Origin of the sequence: Neobacillus sp. (assembly GCF_031988165.1) — a bacterium.
GTDB classification, from domain to species: domain Bacteria; phylum Bacillota; class Bacilli; order Bacillales; family Cytobacillaceae; genus Neobacillus; species Neobacillus rhizosphaerae.
Genome location: NZ_DALZYO010000020.1, coordinates 63,832 through 81,590 on the forward strand (window position 1 = coordinate 63,832; position 17,759 = coordinate 81,590).

The 17,759-nt window shown below is 36.1% G+C and carries 18 protein-coding genes and 1 pseudogene; 9 read left to right on the forward strand and 10 right to left on the reverse strand.

All coding sequences use genetic code 11. The features are described from left to right. Window positions 1–29: 29 nt before the first annotated feature. The 3 genes and pseudogenes from pflB to RTR43_RS13720 form a co-directional block, all read right to left on the reverse strand. A complete protein-coding gene (gene pflB, locus RTR43_RS13710) occupies window positions 30–2,255 on the reverse strand; it encodes a formate C-acetyltransferase (protein WP_312472682.1) in 2,226 nt (741 codons plus the stop codon). Window positions 2,256–2,910: 655 nt separating this feature from the next. Beyond that, window positions 2,911–3,050: pseudogene (locus RTR43_RS13715) on the reverse strand (transposase); the annotation flags it as partial. Between the two features lie 220 nt (window positions 3,051–3,270). Beyond that, a complete protein-coding gene (locus RTR43_RS13720; protein WP_312472683.1) occupies window positions 3,271–3,723 on the reverse strand; it encodes a cupredoxin domain-containing protein in 453 nt (150 codons plus the stop codon). A 266-nt stretch (window positions 3,724–3,989) separates the two neighbouring features. Here RTR43_RS13720 and mprF point away from each other — a divergent pair, with 266 nt between their 5' ends. Both mprF and RTR43_RS13730 read left to right on the forward strand, forming a co-directional pair. Further along, entirely contained in the window at window positions 3,990–6,518 is a 2,529-nt protein-coding gene (gene mprF / locus RTR43_RS13725; RefSeq protein WP_312472684.1) for a bifunctional lysylphosphatidylglycerol flippase/synthetase MprF, read from the forward strand. Window positions 6,519–6,718: 200 nt separating this feature from the next. Continuing rightward, window positions 6,719–7,888, forward strand: coding sequence for a D-alanyl-D-alanine carboxypeptidase family protein (locus RTR43_RS13730; RefSeq protein ID WP_312472685.1), 1,170 nt, complete (start codon window positions 6,719–6,721; stop codon window positions 7,886–7,888). Window positions 7,889–7,984: 96 nt separating this feature from the next. Here the strand turns inward: RTR43_RS13730 and RTR43_RS13735 are convergent, their stop codons facing one another. Then, window positions 7,985–8,218 carry a hypothetical protein gene (locus RTR43_RS13735; RefSeq protein ID WP_312472687.1) on the reverse strand — a complete coding sequence of 78 codons (234 nt, stop codon included), beginning with the start codon at window positions 8,216–8,218 and terminating at the stop codon, window positions 7,985–7,987. Between the two features lie 6 nt (window positions 8,219–8,224). Further along, window positions 8,225–8,482, reverse strand: coding sequence for a hypothetical protein (locus RTR43_RS13740; RefSeq protein WP_312472689.1), 258 nt, complete (start codon window positions 8,480–8,482; stop codon window positions 8,225–8,227). A 188-nt stretch (window positions 8,483–8,670) separates the two neighbouring features. Between RTR43_RS13740 and RTR43_RS13745 the strand changes: the two genes are divergently transcribed. Further along, window positions 8,671–9,159 carry an Hsp20/alpha crystallin family protein gene (locus RTR43_RS13745; protein ID WP_312472691.1) on the forward strand — a complete coding sequence of 163 codons (489 nt, stop codon included), beginning with the start codon at window positions 8,671–8,673 and terminating at the stop codon, window positions 9,157–9,159. On the opposite strand, the gene RTR43_RS13750 is transcribed toward RTR43_RS13745, so the two are convergent. Further along, the gene (locus RTR43_RS13750; protein ID WP_312472693.1) at window positions 9,156–9,386 is read right to left on the reverse strand and encodes a hypothetical protein; all 231 of its coding nucleotides are present in this window, start codon (window positions 9,384–9,386) and stop codon (window positions 9,156–9,158) included. The two genes, RTR43_RS13745 and RTR43_RS13750, sit on opposite strands and share 4 nt — an antisense overlap. Window positions 9,387–9,478: 92 nt before the next feature. Between RTR43_RS13750 and RTR43_RS13755 the strand changes: the two genes are divergently transcribed. After that, window positions 9,479–9,892 (forward strand): hypothetical protein, encoded by a 414-nt coding sequence (locus tag RTR43_RS13755; protein WP_312472695.1) that lies wholly within the window; start codon window positions 9,479–9,481, stop codon window positions 9,890–9,892. Between the two features lie 62 nt (window positions 9,893–9,954). Here the strand turns inward: RTR43_RS13755 and RTR43_RS13760 are convergent, their stop codons facing one another. Beyond that, window positions 9,955–10,197: a YkuS family protein gene (locus RTR43_RS13760; RefSeq protein WP_312472697.1), complete on the reverse strand. Its 243-nt coding sequence runs from the start codon at window positions 10,195–10,197 to the stop codon at window positions 9,955–9,957. 100 nt (window positions 10,198–10,297) lie between these two features. Between RTR43_RS13760 and RTR43_RS13765 the strand changes: the two genes are divergently transcribed. Next, window positions 10,298–10,429: a YuzL family protein gene (locus RTR43_RS13765; RefSeq protein ID WP_312472699.1), complete on the forward strand. Its 132-nt coding sequence runs from the start codon at window positions 10,298–10,300 to the stop codon at window positions 10,427–10,429. A gap of 88 nt (window positions 10,430–10,517) precedes the next feature. On the opposite strand, the gene RTR43_RS13770 is transcribed toward RTR43_RS13765, so the two are convergent. Next, window positions 10,518–12,137 (reverse strand): ABC-F family ATP-binding cassette domain-containing protein, encoded by a 1,620-nt coding sequence (locus RTR43_RS13770; protein WP_312472701.1) that lies wholly within the window; start codon window positions 12,135–12,137, stop codon window positions 10,518–10,520. Window positions 12,138–12,324: 187 nt separating this feature from the next. Between RTR43_RS13770 and RTR43_RS13775 the strand changes: the two genes are divergently transcribed. Next, the gene (locus tag RTR43_RS13775; RefSeq protein ID WP_264760442.1) at window positions 12,325–12,459 is read left to right on the forward strand and encodes a hypothetical protein; all 135 of its coding nucleotides are present in this window, start codon (window positions 12,325–12,327) and stop codon (window positions 12,457–12,459) included. A gap of 260 nt (window positions 12,460–12,719) precedes the next feature. Here the strand turns inward: RTR43_RS13775 and RTR43_RS13780 are convergent, their stop codons facing one another. Then, the gene (locus RTR43_RS13780) at window positions 12,720–13,322 is read right to left on the reverse strand and encodes an SCO family protein (protein ID WP_312472703.1); all 603 of its coding nucleotides are present in this window, start codon (window positions 13,320–13,322) and stop codon (window positions 12,720–12,722) included. A gap of 180 nt (window positions 13,323–13,502) precedes the next feature. Between RTR43_RS13780 and RTR43_RS13785 the strand changes: the two genes are divergently transcribed. Beyond that, window positions 13,503–13,898: a CidA/LrgA family protein gene (locus RTR43_RS13785; protein ID WP_312472704.1), complete on the forward strand. Its 396-nt coding sequence runs from the start codon at window positions 13,503–13,505 to the stop codon at window positions 13,896–13,898. After that, on the forward strand, window positions 13,882–14,559 hold the full coding sequence (locus RTR43_RS13790) for an LrgB family protein (protein WP_312472707.1): 678 nt from the start codon (window positions 13,882–13,884) through the stop codon (window positions 14,557–14,559). Before RTR43_RS13785 ends, RTR43_RS13790 begins: the two co-directional genes overlap by 17 nt. Window positions 14,560–14,596: 37 nt before the next feature. Here the strand turns inward: RTR43_RS13790 and RTR43_RS13795 are convergent, their stop codons facing one another. Next, a complete protein-coding gene (locus RTR43_RS13795; RefSeq protein ID WP_312472710.1) occupies window positions 14,597–15,298 on the reverse strand; it encodes a Crp/Fnr family transcriptional regulator in 702 nt (233 codons plus the stop codon). A 516-nt stretch (window positions 15,299–15,814) separates the two neighbouring features. Here RTR43_RS13795 and RTR43_RS13800 point away from each other — a divergent pair. Beyond that, window positions 15,815–17,740: an endonuclease MutS2 gene (locus tag RTR43_RS13800; RefSeq protein ID WP_312472711.1), complete on the forward strand. Its 1,926-nt coding sequence runs from the start codon at window positions 15,815–15,817 to the stop codon at window positions 17,738–17,740. The last annotated feature ends 19 nt before the right edge of the window (window positions 17,741–17,759 follow it).

Genomic DNA, 17,759 nt, shown 5'->3' on the forward strand with positions numbered 1-17,759 from the left:
TTTAAAAAGAGGAGCCCCAAGAATTCTAATTACAATGACTCATGGAAGGTCCGATTAATAACGTCAAGCTGTTGTTCTTTCGATAACTTAATGAAGTTTACTGCATAGCCAGAAACTCGAATGGTTAATTGAGGATATAGTTCTGGATGCTCCATTGCGTCAATTAGCGTTTCTCTGTTAAAGACGTTTACATTAAGATGATGTCCTGTTTTAATGGCATAGCCATCCAAAATGGAGACTAAATTACGAATTTGGCTTTCCTCTTCTTTTCCAAGTGCTTTTGGAACGATGGAGAAGGTATTTGAAATTCCGTCCATTGCGTAACTATATGGAAGCTTTGCAACAGATGATAAGGAAGCCAACGTTCCTTTTGTATCACGTCCGTGCATTGGGTTCGCACCTGGTGCAAATGGTTCTCCAGTGCGGCGTCCGTCAGGTGTATTTCCGGTTTTCTTGCCGTAAACCACGTTTGAAGTGATGGTTAAAATAGATAAAGTGTGTACAGAATTCCGGTAAGTTACATGTTTGCGAAGCTTCTTCATAAAGGTTTTTACAATTCCGACGGCAATGCTGTCAACGCGGTCATCGTTGTTCCCGTATTTAGGATAGTCGCCGCTTGTTTTAAAGTCTACAGCTAAACCATTTTCATCGCGGATTACTTTTACTTCGCCGTATTTAATCGCACTTAGGGAGTCAGCGACAACACTTAGTCCTGCAATTCCTGTTGCCATTGTGCGAAGTATCGTTGTATCATGTAAGGCCATTTCAATTCTTTCGTAGCTATATTTATCGTGCATGTAATGAATAACATTCAAGGTGTTAATGTATAGACCTGCCAGCCATTCCATCATTTTATCGAATTTTTCCATTACTTCATCGTAATTTAAAACTTCAGATGTAATGGGTTGATACTGTGGTCCAACTTGAATTTTTAATTTCTCATCGACACCACCGTTGATCGAATAGAGTAGGGCTTTTGCAAGGTTCGCACGAGCACCGAAGAACTGCATTTGCTTGCCGATTTCCATCGCGGATACACAGCAGGCAATTCCATAGTCATCGCCATACTCAGGTCGCATGATGTCGTCGTTTTCGTATTGAATTGAACTTGTTTTGATTGACATTTTTGCACAATAGTTCTTAAAGTTTTCAGGTAGCTGTGGTGACCATAGAACAGTTAGATTAGGTTCTGGTGCTGGACCTAAGTTATCTAATGTATGAAGGAAACGGAAAGAGTTCTTAGTTACAAGAGAACGTCCGTCAAAAGCCATACCACCGATTGATTCTGTTACCCATGTTGGGTCACCGCTAAATAATTCATTATAATCCGGTGTACGGGCAAACTTCACTAGACGAAGCTTCATGACAAAGTGGTCTACGATTTCTTGTGCTCCAGTTTCGGTTATTGTACCATTTTTTAAATCTCTTTCGATATAAATATCTAGAAAGGTAGAAACACGTCCAAGGCTCATTGCTGCCCCGTTTTGCTCTTTAATGGCTGCCAAATATCCTAAGTATAACCATTGGAATGCTTCTTGGGCAGTAACGGCAGGTCGGGAAATATCAAATCCATAGCTAGTGCCTAGTTCTTTCAATTCTTTTAGAGCACGAATTTGTTCAGCAATCTCTTCACGTAAGCGGATATTATCTTCAGTCATAACCTTGCTGGTATTCTTTTGATCCTGTTGTTTTTCTTTAATTAAGAAATCTACACCGTATAAGGCAACACGTCGATAGTCCCCAATTATGCGACCACGGCCATACGCATCAGGAAGTCCCGTAATTATCGCCGCTTTACGAGCAAGCATCATTTCATCAGTATAGGCATCGAATACACCTTGATTGTGTGTTTTTCGGAAGTCAGTGAAAATTCTCTCGATTTCAGGGTTTAATTCGTAACCATAAGCTTCACAAGCTGCTTTTGCCATCCGAATTCCACCAAAAGGCTGCATAGAACGATTAAAAGGTTTATCTGTTTGCACACCAACCACTTTTTCAAGGTCCTCATTTAGATATCCTGGTCCATGTGATGTAATTGTTGAAACGGTTTCTGTGTCCATATCAAAGACACCGCCATTTTCACGTTCTTGCGCTGTAAGTTCCATTACCTGTTTCCAAAGCTTATTTGTTGCATCTGTTGCATTAGCTAAGAAGGAGTCGTCTCCTTCAAATGGAATGTAGTTGTTTAAGATGAAATCGCGAACATTAACTTCCTTTGTCCAAGTCCCTTTTGTAAATCCTTGCCATTGTTCCATTATTTTTCACCTCTTAAGTTTTTTGAAAAATATATAACAGTTGAGATATCTTTAACCTAAATTCAGTATAACAGATTGTATGTGAAATATGTAACATGAAATTGAGTGTAATTGTTAAGATATTGTGAAGTGTTGGTATTTATGTATTTATTGACTGTTTTATTCGAATTTTCTTTGAGTTGAACTAGTTTGTCTTTTTAAACTGTATTATAAAAATGCAAACATATTATAGATCTGTTATATAAGAAGAATATAATAATATCAACGTATTAATAGTGAAAACTAATGAAACACCATCTATTAAACTTTGAAAGAAGCAGAAGAATTTCTTCTGCTCAGATTGTCGAGAAAGGGTATATTTCTCGGCAATTTTTTAATAATGGATTGGCCCTGCTAACTGGCCTGTTGATTTCCGCTCCGGGCACTCGCTTTCCGCGGGGAGGTCCGGGAGCCTCCTCGGCTCTTTGGAGCCTGCGGGGTCTCCCGTGACCTCTCTATCCCGCAGGAGTCGAGTGCCCTCCGCTCCAATCAACAGGGTGGCAAATCAACCTAATGAATTGCAACACACTTTTTCTAACCTGGCTAAGTGTGTCGCTATCTTTTTTATATTTTGGCAGGCTGCCGTAAGTAGAGCCTGTTCACTTGCATTCTTTAAGCGGCGGTTATCATCACTATAATAAGGGCGAACTTTTTCAAGAAGAAACGAAAAATCAATATATTTTTCATCAAACGAAGGAGGTGATCATCAGGAACTAATTCATCAATAGACACAAATTCATATTCACTTTGGAAGATTCTCTTGGTTTAAACATAGGTTTCACCACTTATTTTTTTATTTTTTTGGTTGTGTGTGGACATTATTGAATTTGCACCTGTTGATTGGAGAGCAAATCAACAGACATGTTGTATTAATAGTATTATATCGAATTAACGCAGTGAAATGTTAAGGTGACATAAAAAAATTAAGGCTGTCGAAGGTTTTTCGACAGCCTGTGCAGAAGAATTTCTTCTGCTTCTAATTGACTACAATATCAGCAATCATCGGCCCATTATGGGCTCGGTCCGAATGTGCCTCACAGATCAACCGATAAGTTCCCTGTTTATCGAATTGAAGTGGAACAATGGTTTCTTCCCCTTTTTTTACTGTTCCCTTAATTTTAGTGCCTTCTATATAAAAAGGATGTTTTTCCCCGTTAATCCCACTAATAAACAATTTTACCTTTTCGCCCTGTTTCAAGGAGATCGATCCAGGATCCCAACGGTATGCCTCTATTTCCTTGCCATTTTTCATTTTGCTCTTGAATTCTACTGTAACCATATGAATCTCACGGATTGCCGTATCCGATTGTTGATTAAATACCGTTTTATCACCTGCTTTTAACATAAACCATGCTGAGATACTTGCAAGCACTACCCCTACAGCTAAAAAGAAAAGCAATGTTTCTTTTTTAAAGACTAAGAATTTCATTAAATAACCTCCTCGTAAATTTGTCCTATTTAATACTTATGCCGAGTGGGTTAGAAAACTTGTCTCTTTTTAAAAACTTTAATCATTTGTATTTGTTAGACAGAAAAAAAAGCAGCAATCGGTTTTGTCTTTAAGGATGATTGAATATTAAATAAAATGTCTACAATGAAAATAAGCAAACATCCATTAAAAGAATATATTTCTTTGATTTTCCTATCGAAACGTATATATTTAAATCAGGATTGAAAAAATAGGTGGTCATCTTGTTGGGGATTAGAAAAGAAAAAATATTAAAAGTAGTAAAATTTATCTTTCCGCTGTTTTTATTAATTTTTGCTATCATCGAGATTAAAAAATTCACTGTAGGACTAAACGTGCAGTTATTAAAAAATGAAATAAATCAACTAAATTTCTGGATTTTATTATTGATTTTAGCCATTACCTTTGCAGCTGTATTACCAATGCTGCTTTATGACGTGATTTTAGTACGAATATTAAGATTAAAGGTTCCAAAAAGAGAATTATTAGAACAGTCTTTTATTGCCAACTCTTTTTCTAATTTAATAGGTTTGGGCGGATTGGTAGGCGCTATGCTGAGAACCTACTTTTTTCACAAGCTTGAACATGATAAGCGAAGGCTACTTGGTGTAATTGCATCTGTATCACTTTTTTATTTAACCGGGGTTTCAGCGCTTTCGTGGTTTGTCACGACCCGCTTTCATCAATTCCCGTTGTTTGTTGATGTTAAATGGCTCTATTTTGCTGTTTTAGGTGTGGGTTTATATCTACCCGTTTTTTTTATTATACATACGTTTAAGTCTAAAAAAGACAATCAGAAATTAATTACCACTAAAGTGAGTATTGAGCTTATCGTTGTTTCCATTGTTGAATGGCTAGCGGTGTTCATGGCTATATTTGCTTTAAGCAGGGTATTGGGAATACCGATATCTTTTGAAAATCTTTTTCCAGTTTACATTGTTGCTGCTTGTGCCGGTATTATTAGTATGATTCCGGGGGGCCTAGGTTCATTTGATTTGGTATTTATCTGGGGAATGCAGGATTTACATGTACCTGAAGAGAAAGTCTTAGTTCTTCTATTGTTTTATCGAATTGGCTATTATTTCATACCGTTTATCATTAGTTTGGTGTTTTTTGTTAAGATGTATTGGGTAAAATGGAACCAATCTTGGAATTATCTGCCGAAAGCGATTGTACAAGGCTTAAGTCATGTCATTTTGACGATGCTCGTTTTTTTATCAGGACTAATCTTGTTATTATCTGCGAGTGTACCTGGAATTATGTCGAGGTTAAAGATAGCCCAGGAACTATTGTCATTACCGATTATTAACGTTTCTCACCAACTTTCCGTTGCGGCGGGTTTCTTACTTTTAGGTTTATCGCGCGGCATTGAATACAGTGTAAAAAGAGCATATGAGTTAACAATGTTCGCCTTAATCCTTGCAGCATTATTCTCGATTTTTAAAGGAATAGATTATGAAGAAGCTATTTTCCTAATCATTGTCGCTCTTATCCTTAGAATGTCAAAGGGTCAATTTTATCGGGAAAGTTACGTCCTTACCTGGGGGAAAACAATTTTCGATGTGTCGGTTATCTTTATCATTACTTCCATGTACATTTTGATAGGGTATTTAAATTTACCGATCTCTAAAATAGCGATCCCGCAAAAATTTTTACCTTATGTAATAGTTGATTATCGTGATTTGTTTATGAGTGCCTTTATTGGATTAGTTATCGCTTTATTCATTCTTTTTTCAGGTTATTTAAACAGTTTGTCTAAAAAATGGAAGTTTAAGAATTCAATCAGCCAAGATAAAGAAATCAGCAGTCACTTAACAAAATATAAAGGAAAGGTTTTGTCCCATTTGATTTTCTTACATGACAAATACATTTTTTGGAACAGTAAGAAAAATATCTTAATTCCTTTCCAGCAATACGCTGATAAACTGATCATTCTTGGAGATCCCGTTGGTGAACAAAATGAAATATCTAATGCAATTGATGAATTTCAGGAAATAGCTGACCTGTATGGATTTACTCCCGTTTTTTATCAAGTTAGTGATGAGATGCTTCCATATCTTCATGGACACGGTTTTGCATTTTTTAAATTGGGTGAAGAAGCCTTTGTTGATTTAAATACCTTCTCTCTCTCAGGAAACAAAATGAAGGGTTTGCGTGCGTTAAAAAATAAGTTTAATCGAGAAGAGTTTTATTTTGAATTGTTAGAACCTCCTTTTTCCGATCAATTATTGACCGATTTAAAAGACGTTTCGAATGACTGGCTTCAAGGGAGAAGAGAGAAGGGTTTTTCATTAGGATTCTTTGATCGTGATTATTTAAACAAAGCACCTATTGCTATTGTAAAAGATGATAAGAACCAAATTCAAGGCTTCATGAGCATCATGTATGTTTATGATGATTTTCAAACGATTTCTGTTGATTTAATGAGGTTTAAGCCTGAAGCTAGTCCGGGAACCATTGATTTTCTATTCCTATCATTAATTGATTGGGCAAAAGAACAGGGCTATAATCGGTTTAATATGGGGATGGCACCATTAGCTAATGTTGGTCTATCAAGGTTTTCCTTTTTAAGTGAAAAGATTGCTGCTCAAATTTTCTTACATGGACATTTTATTTACCACTTTCAGGGTTTAAGAAAATTCAAAGAAAAATATACTAATATATGGGAGCCTAAATATTTGGCCTATCGAAGAAAATCTTCATTACCCTTTACCATGGCACAAATAACTTTGTTAATCTCGAAAAAGAGACCATAGATTCGCTGAGGCTGACCCAGAAGGTCGTTGAATGACGACTTCTGGGTCAGTTTTTTATTTTCACTATGAGACACCTCTTTTTTTGTTTTTTCTAATACCATCCTTCTATTTCTCCCATTTTGCTCCAAGTTTAGGAAAAACTATTTATTTTTTCTGAGAATCTGATAAAATCAAAGAGGGATTATTCGAAAAGAGTAAGGGTGTATCTATTGAATAAATTTATATCTATCATGATGGTTGTCCTATTTTTATTTTCAAACCAATTAAGTACCTATGCGGCAGAAAGTCAACAATTACCTTTGAAGAGTGAAGGAGCAGTTCTCTTAGATTCCGACACTGGTGCTGTCCTTTATGCCCAAAATGCTGACGAAAAACTGTATCCAGCAAGTCTTACCAAAATTGCAACTGCTATCTATGCGATTGAGAAAGGGAATTTAGACAGTATTGTTACTGTAAGCGCTAACGCAGTAAACCAAGATGGAACTAGGGTCTATTTAAATGAAGGGGAGCAGGTCTCTTTAAAGAAGCTGATACAGGGGATGTTGATTAACTCTGGGAATGATGCAGCAGTGGCCATCGCTGAGCACTTAGACGGAAGTGTCGACCGTTTTGCTGTAAATCTTAATGAATATTTAAAAACAACTATTGGGGTAAAGAATACCCATTTCACCAATCCTAATGGATTATTTGATGAAAATCATTATACAACTGCAATGGACTTAGCATTGATGACGAATTATGCGATTAAGAACAACGTTTTTGCTGAAATTTTCGGTACAAAATCGCTTGAGTGGGAAGGGCAATCATGGAAAACAACATTATTAACCCATCATCGCATGCTAAAGGGGGAATTGCCCTATCAGGGAATAACCGGTGGGAAAACTGGTTATACAACTGAATCGAAACAAACCTTGGCTACAACTGCTGATAATGGGAAAATAAGGCTGACTGCGATTGTTCTAAAGGCTGAGCAAAAAAGAGATATATATGATGATACTACCCTCTTGCTAGATTACGGTTTTAAAACCTATCAGCATGCCATGATAAACCAAGACGAAATTTTTAAAGAGGATAATAAAGAATTTTATCCTGAACATGACACCCTCATTACAGAAAATGTTGAGGGGTGCGTGAAAACTATTAATAGCGATGGAATTCTGTCGATCAAGAATAGTAATGGTCAGGTTGTTCAGTCGATTCAACTAAAATATAAGGAACCGCCAATTCTTAAGACAGTTCCTCCGAAGAGGGAAAAATCAAAAGAAAATGAACAACAGTTTTTACAAGTCAATGCTATTTATGGAATAATGATCATTGTCGTTGGTGGAATTTTTATTGGTATCCGCAAAAAATTCACAAGAAAATACTAAAACATACACAAAAATAAGCCATGGAAGGATACACCTTTCCATGGCTTATTTTTGTAAGGAATAACATGAAGAATGAGAGGATTAAGAGCTATGCTACTAAATGATACTGTTTTTTACGGAAGCGCCATCAATAACATCAGGATCTGTTACCGCTTGGATTGGAATATAGACAGGTGAGAGATCACCGTTCAGTTCGCCGAACCCCTGATTTCTCTTCGTGGAAACAAAAAGGTCAAGCTGTTGGTTCGGACCGATAACTACATTTGAGCCCTGATCTATAACATTTACCTTAAAACCTAATAAATTTATAGCAACGGGTGCAAATAACATGATGACTCACTCCTTCTTACAATTATTGGGGCTAGAGTCAAAGGAAGATGGTGAATCAATTTGATCTCTGTCGTCAACAAAACTCCTTGGTCCCAAAAAGCTGCTCTTATCACCCAAACTTTGCCCGAAACCTTGATTTTTTTTATCAGAATTATGCCATTCAGCAAGTAAGTTTTGACCAATATTAACCGCAGAAGCATTCTCAAAGGAATTAATTTTTATCATAAAAATATTAATATTAATATATGGAACTGGAGTCTGCAAGAAATCCCCTCCCTATACTTGCATTTATATATATGGGATTTCACTATAGTTTATGATTATTAAAGGTAAGTGACAAAGATAATATGCATAAGATTATAAGAGTAGGAAGTGAATGACTAAAAAATAAATTTATTCATATAACTTGACGATTTATGTGATTTTATTAGGGGAATGGGAGCTGTGAATTAATGGATATGGATAAATTAAAACAATGGATGGAAATTGCCAAAAATATGCATGGTGGTGATTTTTGGGAAAATATTTTTGATCAGGAATTCGCTCAACAGTTTGTCAATGACCAGCCATTTACATCTCCTTTCCGAGGTAATGGAGACAAATCTAATGATGATGAAAAAATATTGCGTACGTTTCCGCTTATAGATGTCATAGAGGGTGAAAAGGAAGTAACCGTATTAATTGAGCTCCCCGGGGTAAAAAAAGAAGATATACAATTAGGGCTAAATGGGAATGTCCTTTCTATTAAGGGTTCTTCCTTGCCTTTGCACCCATCAATTAAACCCAGCTACTCAGAAAGATACTATGGGGAATTCCAAAGAGCAATCACATTACCGGATTCAGTAAGTTCTAATGACTTAAGAGCAAAATTCTGGAACGGAATCCTTTTTGTTAGTTACCCGCGTACCTTTAAAGTGGGAGAGATTATTCCCATTGATTAGTTTCCTGAAAAGAAAACCTCTGCGTCAATAACATCTCCATCCTGAACAAAATGAATGGGGAGAATGATTGATGTTTTATCACCAATTTGCTGTCCAAATCCCTGATTTTTTTTGGTTGTATTATTAATACTAATTTTCTGTGTTGAGCCAATCGATATGCTTGATCCTAAACCAGCTTCATTAACAATTAAATCTCCAAGATTTATTTTTGTTGGTAAGAAGAACATATTATTATTCCATCCTTTCATAAAATTGGACATGTTAGGATAATTAATCCATATAAATAGTAGTAGGTTTAAAATAAGGGAGAGTTTGTGGCATGTCATTAAAAGGTTTATTCCTCATATTCCGTAAAAATGATTATGAAAAGGAATTAAAAAAAAAATTGTCTTCCTTAGAAATGGATATCGAAGAGTTAAAGAAATCATTAGAAACCTTCGAGCAACAAACTTCATCCGATATGGTTATTAAATCAACTGATCCACCGATTATTATAGAAAAAATTAATATTGAAAAAATCATCTTTGATAAATATGAGCTGAATAATAATTTTGGCCAGCTTGGAATTAAAGAGTTAAAGGGGAAATTGAATATTGGTGCAACGTATGGAAGTGAATTTACACCAAAGCTTGATGAAGAGGAAAAAATGGAAAACCGCCGGAATGAAAAAATGAAAAAAAATACTTCAGAAAAAAGCCCCAAGGTCAATATCCATGCGAAAAAGGAGGAATAAAAAAGACTAAAGTTGAAATCCTTTAGTCTTTCGAAATCCTATCTTTAGTTTTTAACTGGAACTTATGGAAGTCTACTCTCCACTTGTTGACATACTTCATCAGCAGACATCCCATTTGCATCAATCACTGAGCCTTTTGTAAAGGTATCCTGCATTCCCATCATGTTTGAATCCAGACCTGTAATGACACAGCAATCACAATTTTGCGCATCGGACTCGTGCTTTAATTCTACAACGTCATAACCCTTTTCCCGTAGTGCTTGTTGAACGTTTGTAAGAGATTGTTCTACTCCAACCTTTGCCATACAAAACACCTCCTCCTGTAGATTATCTTGCCTAAGATTAACGGAAATATTCGGTATAGAGAGAGATTATTTTCCAAAAGCTAATAGGGGAGGTGGTCATATGGGTAAGCGAAAAAAGGACGCATCGACAATCGGGCTGAATTCCTCACAAGTGGAAGGCCAAGGGACAACAACTTCAGAAACAGGTTCACGAACTGAATCTTCATCGCGGAGAAAACAGAAGAGGAGCTAAAAAAACGGGCACCAACAAATATAATGTGGGTGCCCGAATTCATTTTATTGTTTAACGCCAGCGCCTAGGTTAGTTCTCGCTTTTCTTGTTACTGATACATTTCAGCGACTTGTTTTTGAATATCAGCATTTTCAAGATATTCATCATAGGTCATTTGTTTATCCACTAATCCATTTGGTGTTAGTTCGAAAATCCGGTTAGCAATCGTTTGAATGAACTGATGATCATGTGAAGCAAAAACAATAGAGCCTTTAAAATTAATTAATCCATTATTTAAAGCAGTTATGGATTCTAAATCAAGATGGTTTGTTGGTTCATCAAGAAGTAGAACGTTAGCACCATTTAGCATCATTTTTGATAGCATGCAGCGAACTTTTTCTCCCCCAGAAAGGACACTTGCTTTCTTTAATACTTCTTCACCAGAGAATAGCATTCTTCCTAAAAATCCACGTAAAAAGCTTTCGCTGTCATCCTTTGGTGAGAACTGACGAAGCCAATCGACAAGGTTAACATCGCTGTTCTCAAAATACTCGGAGTTATCTTTAGGGAAATAAGCTTGTGAAGTGGTGATCCCCCACTTAAAAGTTCCACTGTCTGCTTCCATTTCGCCCGTTAAAATTTTAAATAAAATAGTCTTAGCAACCTCGTTCGTTCCAACAAGAGCAATTTTATCTCCCTTGTTCATAAAGAAGCTTATGTTATCTAAAACCTTTACGCCATCGATCGTCTTAGATAAACCTTCCACTCTTAACAAGTCATTCCCGATTTCACGATCAGGTGTAAAGCCAACGAATGGGTAACGGCGCGATGATGGTCTGATATCATCCAAGGTAATTTTATCCAATAATTTCTTCCGAGATGTTGCCTGTTTAGATTTAGAGGCATTGGCACTAAAACGGGCAATAAAGCTTTGTAACTCTTTAATTTTTTCTTCCTTCTTTTTATTGGCGTCAGAAGCCATTCTTGAGGCTAATTGACTTGATTCATACCAAAAGTCATAGTTCCCGACATAGATTTGAATTTTTCCAAAGTCCAAATCGGCAATGTGCGTACACACTTTATTAAGAAAATGACGGTCATGGGAGACAACAATAACGGTATTTTCAAAATTAATCAGGAAATCCTCAAGCCATTGAATCGCTTTGATATCTAAGTGGTTTGTTGGCTCATCCAGTAGTAAAACATCCGGTCTGCCGAACAATGCTTGTGCAAGTAGGACCTTCACTTTTTCTGATCCAGTTAATTCAGCCATTTTTTTATCATGAAGATCGTCGCCAATTCCAAGGCCTTTTAACAAAATCGCTGCTTCTGACTCAGCTTCCCAACCGTTTAATTCAGCAAATTCGCCTTCAAGTTCAGCCGCCTTCATGCCATCTTCATCCGTGAAGTTTTCCTTCATGTAAATCGCGTCTTTTTCCTGCATAACTTCATAAAGCCGTGCATGACCCATAATAACGGTTTTTAATACTTCAAATTCCTCGTATTCAAAATGGTTCTGTTTTAACACAGCCATCCGTTCATTTGGTCCGAGTTGTACAGTACCAGTTTGTGCTTCTATTTCACCGGATAAAATCTTTAAAAAAGTTGATTTCCCTGCTCCATTTGCCCCAATTAATCCATAGCAATTACCAGGGTTGAACTTAATATTTACATCTTCAAAAAGCTTTCGGTCTCCATATCTTAAACCAACGTTACTTACGGTAATCATATTTAAAACATCCTCCAAAAAACCATATTGCCATATAGTATACCATTAAAATAGAAGAATAGCGAATTCATAAAGGTCGATTAGAATTTTTTAAGAAAAATTTTCTAAAAAATTTTTCCCATTTTCACACTTTATTCATAATTTTGTTGTAGAATTGTTTTAAGAAGTAATAAAGAAGGTGAGAAGTATGGCAAAGAAACAGCTTACTGAACTCGTTAACAAGTTAAAAAAAGCCGGTATAAAAGCGAGTCTAACCAAACCAAAGTCCAATTACCTTTTATCGTTACAGCAAATTAAAAAATATCCTTCTTCTGTGAATTAAATAAAAAAATGGTAATGAAAAGCGATTAATCCAAGGGACTAACCGCTTTTTTTATTGTATAGGAAATTATAAAATAATTAATTGTGGATAAATTGAAATAGTTCTCTGAATCCAGCTCCAGCGCCCAGCGGCTAGTGTACTTCGCTCTCCGCCCTACGATAAGTCAACATCGAATCGCTATCGCTCTTCGTGTTTCCTTTATCTCAGTTGGAGCGATCCAGTCCATACGCCGCTAAACGGGCGCTTGCGCCTTTTGTTCTTTATTCAATTTTATTCATAATTTTGTCGTAAACCGCTTGCTTATTAAATTCTTTTCCCATCGGAAACTTCGCGACAAATTTGTTATTTTGATCAACCAAATAAATAAAAGTAGAGTGGACGAATTGTCCGTTTCCTGGGTCTTTAAATTGAAATTGCAAAGCATCAGTAACCTGTTTAATTTTACCTTGCTCATTTTTAATATTTTTCTTATCCCCAGTTAAAAACAACCAATCATCGTCGTTTTTAATTCCAAACCCCTCCATATACCCCTGTAAAATCTCTGGGGTGTCACGGTAGGGATCTATGGTAATGGTGATAAATTCGATATTCTTGCCGAAAACCCCGTTTTTTACTAAATCCTTTTTCAAGGCAACCATCTTTTGTGTTGTGGTTGGGCAAATGTCTGGACAATGGGTATAAATAAATTCAATAAGCTTTAGTTTTGTCTTATCCTTACCAAAATTATATGGATCGCCATTTTGGTTAATCAAGCTTACATTTGCTGGTATTGTCGCATTTGCATCTCGAATCAAAAAGAAAGAGATTCCTCCGGCAATTCCGAGGAACACAACAAGACTGCAAATGAGATAGATTTTTTTCATTACTATCCCTCCTACCAATAAGATAAAGAAGTTTTTTTAAAAAAGATATAGATATTTTGTGAACAAAGTTAATGCGTCAGAATTGTCCCTCCTTTATACTTAATATTATTGTTTGAATTTGTGAGAATGGTGGATGCAATAAAACAATTTGAATGGAAAATGGAGAGATAGGTGTTAAACATGATGAAAAAGATGTGGGGATTTTCAGTACAAATGTTGATTCTTATTGGAATTAATCAAGTTGGGAATCAAATGGTGCGGATTTTTCATTTACCGATACCTGGAACCGTCATCGGTATTGTGCTTCTTTTCTTATTGCTTTCGATGGGTGTCATAAAGATTGAACAAATAGAAATGGCAGCTGAGTGGCTGTTAAAACATCTTGGCTTCTTTTTTATTCCCATATCGGTAGGTTTGATGACGATAGGATCAGCTTTAGTTAATAAAGGATTATCTTTCCTTTTTGTTCTGATTGTCAGTGCTTTTATTGGGCTTATATCTGCAGGAAAAGCAACTCAATCCGTCATTATGAAAAATGAAAAGGAAAAAGTGAATTATCGTGATCACGTTTTATAGTATTCTTCTAACGCTGTCTGTTTATATTTTTGCTCGCTTTATAGCAGCAAAATATTCTTCCCCATTAACCAATCCGGTTTTCTTGAGCACGATTGTCATTATCTTCTTATTAGTTATTTCAAATGTTTCTTATGACGAATACATTCCAGCAAAAAAAATGATGACATATTTACTAGGTCCAGCAACAGTTGCCCTCGCTGTGCCAATTTATAAAAATCGCCGCTTATTTGCTAAATACTATGGCGCAGCACTTGTAGGAATTTCAATCGGCTTAGTTACCACCATTTTCTCCGCAATTATTTTGGGCTATTGTCTGCAATTTTCAAGAATGGTCATCCTTGCTTTAACGATAAAATCAGTTACTGTCCCAGTTGCAACGGAAATTGGGAGGATTTTAAACGGAAATATCCCCCTAATCGCTGCTTTTGTGATTATTACAGGAATGATTGGTGCGATGTTTGGAGCTAAGTTATTAAGTCTATTTAAGATAACTCATCCATTTGCTCGTGGCTTGTCGATTGGAACAATCGCCCATGGAATCGGTACGGCTGAGGCAGTGAAGGAAGGGGAGGTACAAGGGGCTGTTGCGGGTGCTGCCATGGGAATTGCTGCCGTGTTAACATCATTTATTATACCTTATGGGATTGATTTTTTTATTTAAGTCTGCTAGGAGATGAGAATCTCCTTGCTAATCCTTCTTAATCAATGTTACACATTGAAATAGGACAATTTTCACAATCATTTTCACTTCGTAGAAAGTCGATTTTATGAATAATTATTTTCTTTTGATGGATGGATATCACCTTTTTTTTCTTTAAATCTGTAAGCATTCTGCTGACGATTTCCCTAGCTGTACCACAAAAGTTCGCTAAATCTTGATTGGTTAACGGAACAGAGATATGAATGCCGTCTTCTTTTTCAATTCCATAGCTATTAGATAACCTAATTAAGGTTGAGTAAAGAGCACCTTTTTTGCCGAACAATACTAAGTCTCTAAACTTTGTCATTGTTCTCCGGAAATGATCATTCATCCATTTTAAAAACAAATAGGAAAGTTTACTATTTTCAAAAAGAGAGTTTTCTAACGAAGCTAGATTGATTGCTGCCACTTTGCAGTCCGCTATCGCCTTAGCGTTAAAAATGTATTTTGGGTCTTCAGTGAATAATGTTAATTCGCCAACAATCTCATTTGCTGAACATAAGCGTAAATAAAGTTCTTGTCCTTCGGCGTTCATCTTTGAAATTTGAACTTTTCCAGATAGGATAAGGTACATTTCGGAAGCAGGCATGCCCTCTTGAAACAAAAAAGTCCCCTTTCTCACTTCAATCATTCGTCCTGCCTTATGTAAAAGTTCGATTAATTCATCTGTTAAAAGGTTTTTTGTTTGACCTGTAATCATACTTACCACCTTAAAAGTTAATAGCCATTATAAATATGATAAACTGTTAAAGGGGTTAGTAATAGCCACTTTTGAACCATGATTGTTAAATGTTTTTGAATTTTATTGTTGCATATTTTGTTTTTTTTATTAAAAAAGAAGGAAGGATTTCGTAAGTAGTATTTGACAAAATATTCCCACTATCGTATTCTTTAGAAGAATTTACTTTTTCAATAAAGGAGTATGTTTTATGTTAGGTGTCGTTCTTAACTAATCCAATCAATTGGATATATTCATTCCAGTCAACCTCTTCGTTTAATTTGTGTTCGAGTTGAGGCTTATTTGGTTTTGGAATGATGTTAAGAACAATGGGCAGACATAGGCATACATCTTTTTACCAATGTAGCTGTGTACACTCGTGTAGACAGTATTTATTTTGGTTTAATTTGAGTATGAAAAATGAGTGAATCCACTCATATCTTTTTGCCGCAATGACATTGTTCATTGCGGTTATTTTTATTTTAGGAGGTAAAAAAATTGAATCAGCATACATTTAACACATTGGAATTTAAAGAAATTAAGGAAATAATCGCACAATATGCATTAACAAAAGAGGGAAAAAGAAAAATTGAGTGCCTGACACCTTCTACCAATAAAAGGCAAATCGATGCCTGGCTTGATGAGATTTCCGAGGCTGTTGTTATATTGACAAAAAGCTCCAGTGTTCCTGTTCATGGTTTGGAGGGGATGGAACAGCTGTTAGGTAACATGAATAAAGGTGTTGCATTAAGAGCTGAACAATTAACAAAGCTCTATGATTTTTTGGATTGCTGCGGGAAGATGCGCAGATTTATGAAGGATAAAGCTTATTACGCTCCGAGAGTGTCAGCATATGTAAATGTGATTGATGAAATTCCGGAGCTTGCAAGTGAAATTATCCGCTGTATCCGTAACGGTAGGGTAGATGATTATGCCAGTAAGGAGTTATTGAAAATAAGGAAGCAAATAACGATTCATGAGGAGCGGTTGAAAGAAAAAACCATCCAATTGATTCGCTCAAATAAATATAAAAGCTTTTTACAAGAAAATGTAGTTAGTCAGAGAAATGGACGATATGTCATTCCAATTAAAAAGGAATATCGCAATAAAATAAAGGGAACGGTGTTAGATACGTCCGCTTCGGGTTCGACTCTATTTATCGAGCCTGAAGAAATTGCCATTTACCAGGATCAGCTAACATGGTTTTTTACAGATGAAGAAATCGAGGTGCAAAAGGTTCTGAACTACTTAACAGGATTGGTTGAGGAAAAGGAACAGCAAATCCTTATGGCTGTTGAAACAATGGTGCATTATGACTTTTTATTTGCAAAAGCAAAATATTGCCGTTCGATAAATGCTTCTAGAGTAAGTATTAATGAAACAGATGAGATTGAACTGATTCACGCTCGTCATCCAATGTTAGGAGAAAAAGCTGTGCCGTTATCATTCGTATTGGGTAAGGAGCAGCAGGCATTAGTAATCACCGGGCCGAATACGGGTGGAAAGACAGTAACAATTAAAACTGTCGGACTGTTAACTTTAATGGTCCAATGCGGCCTTCATATTCCTGCCGCTGAGGAAAGTAATCTATGTATATTTGATTGTATTTTAGTGGATATTGGGGACGGCCAAAGTATTACCGAAAATTTAAGTACGTTCAGTTCAAGAATTGTGAATATCATTGAAATCTTGAAAGAAACCAATAACCGGACATTGGTTTTATTAGATGAACTTGGATCCGGCACAGACCCAGGAGAAGGAATGGGTCTGGCAACAGCTATACTGGAAACTCTTTATGAAAAAGGAGCAACCATATTGGCAACGACTCATTATAGTGAGATTAAAGAGTTTGCCGAAGAACATTCCGGTTTTTTAAATGGATCGATGGAATTTGATGTAAACACACTTAGCCCAACCTATCGCTTAATCATTGGCAGGGGTGGGGATAGTCAGGCGTTTGCCATTGCATTAAAGCTAGGGATTCATCCGAAGATTATTGAAAGAGCACATGCCATCACCTATAAGGAAGAGAAACAATATACAATCGTAGAAACGAATACTTGGAAGTTGAAGGAATTAGAAAAACAGGTGATTGTGAACAAATTTAAGGACCGAAAAAAGGTAGCAAAAACGGAGATACAAGTGCCACATTTTCATATAGGAGACAATGTGAAGATTTCCCCAGCGAATGAGTTTGGAATTGTCTATACCGGACCGGATCCACTTGGGAATTATCTTGTCCAAATAAAAGGAGAGAAGGTTTCTATCAATCATAAAAGGATACAACTTTATATAGCGGCAAAAGAACTCTACCCTGAGGATTATGACTTTGATATTATTTTCCAAACGAAAGAAAACCGAAAGAAAAGTAAACTCCTTTCAAAAGGACATGATGAAACTATTACGATAGAATATAAAAAATAAGATCGAGTAACAAAAAAAT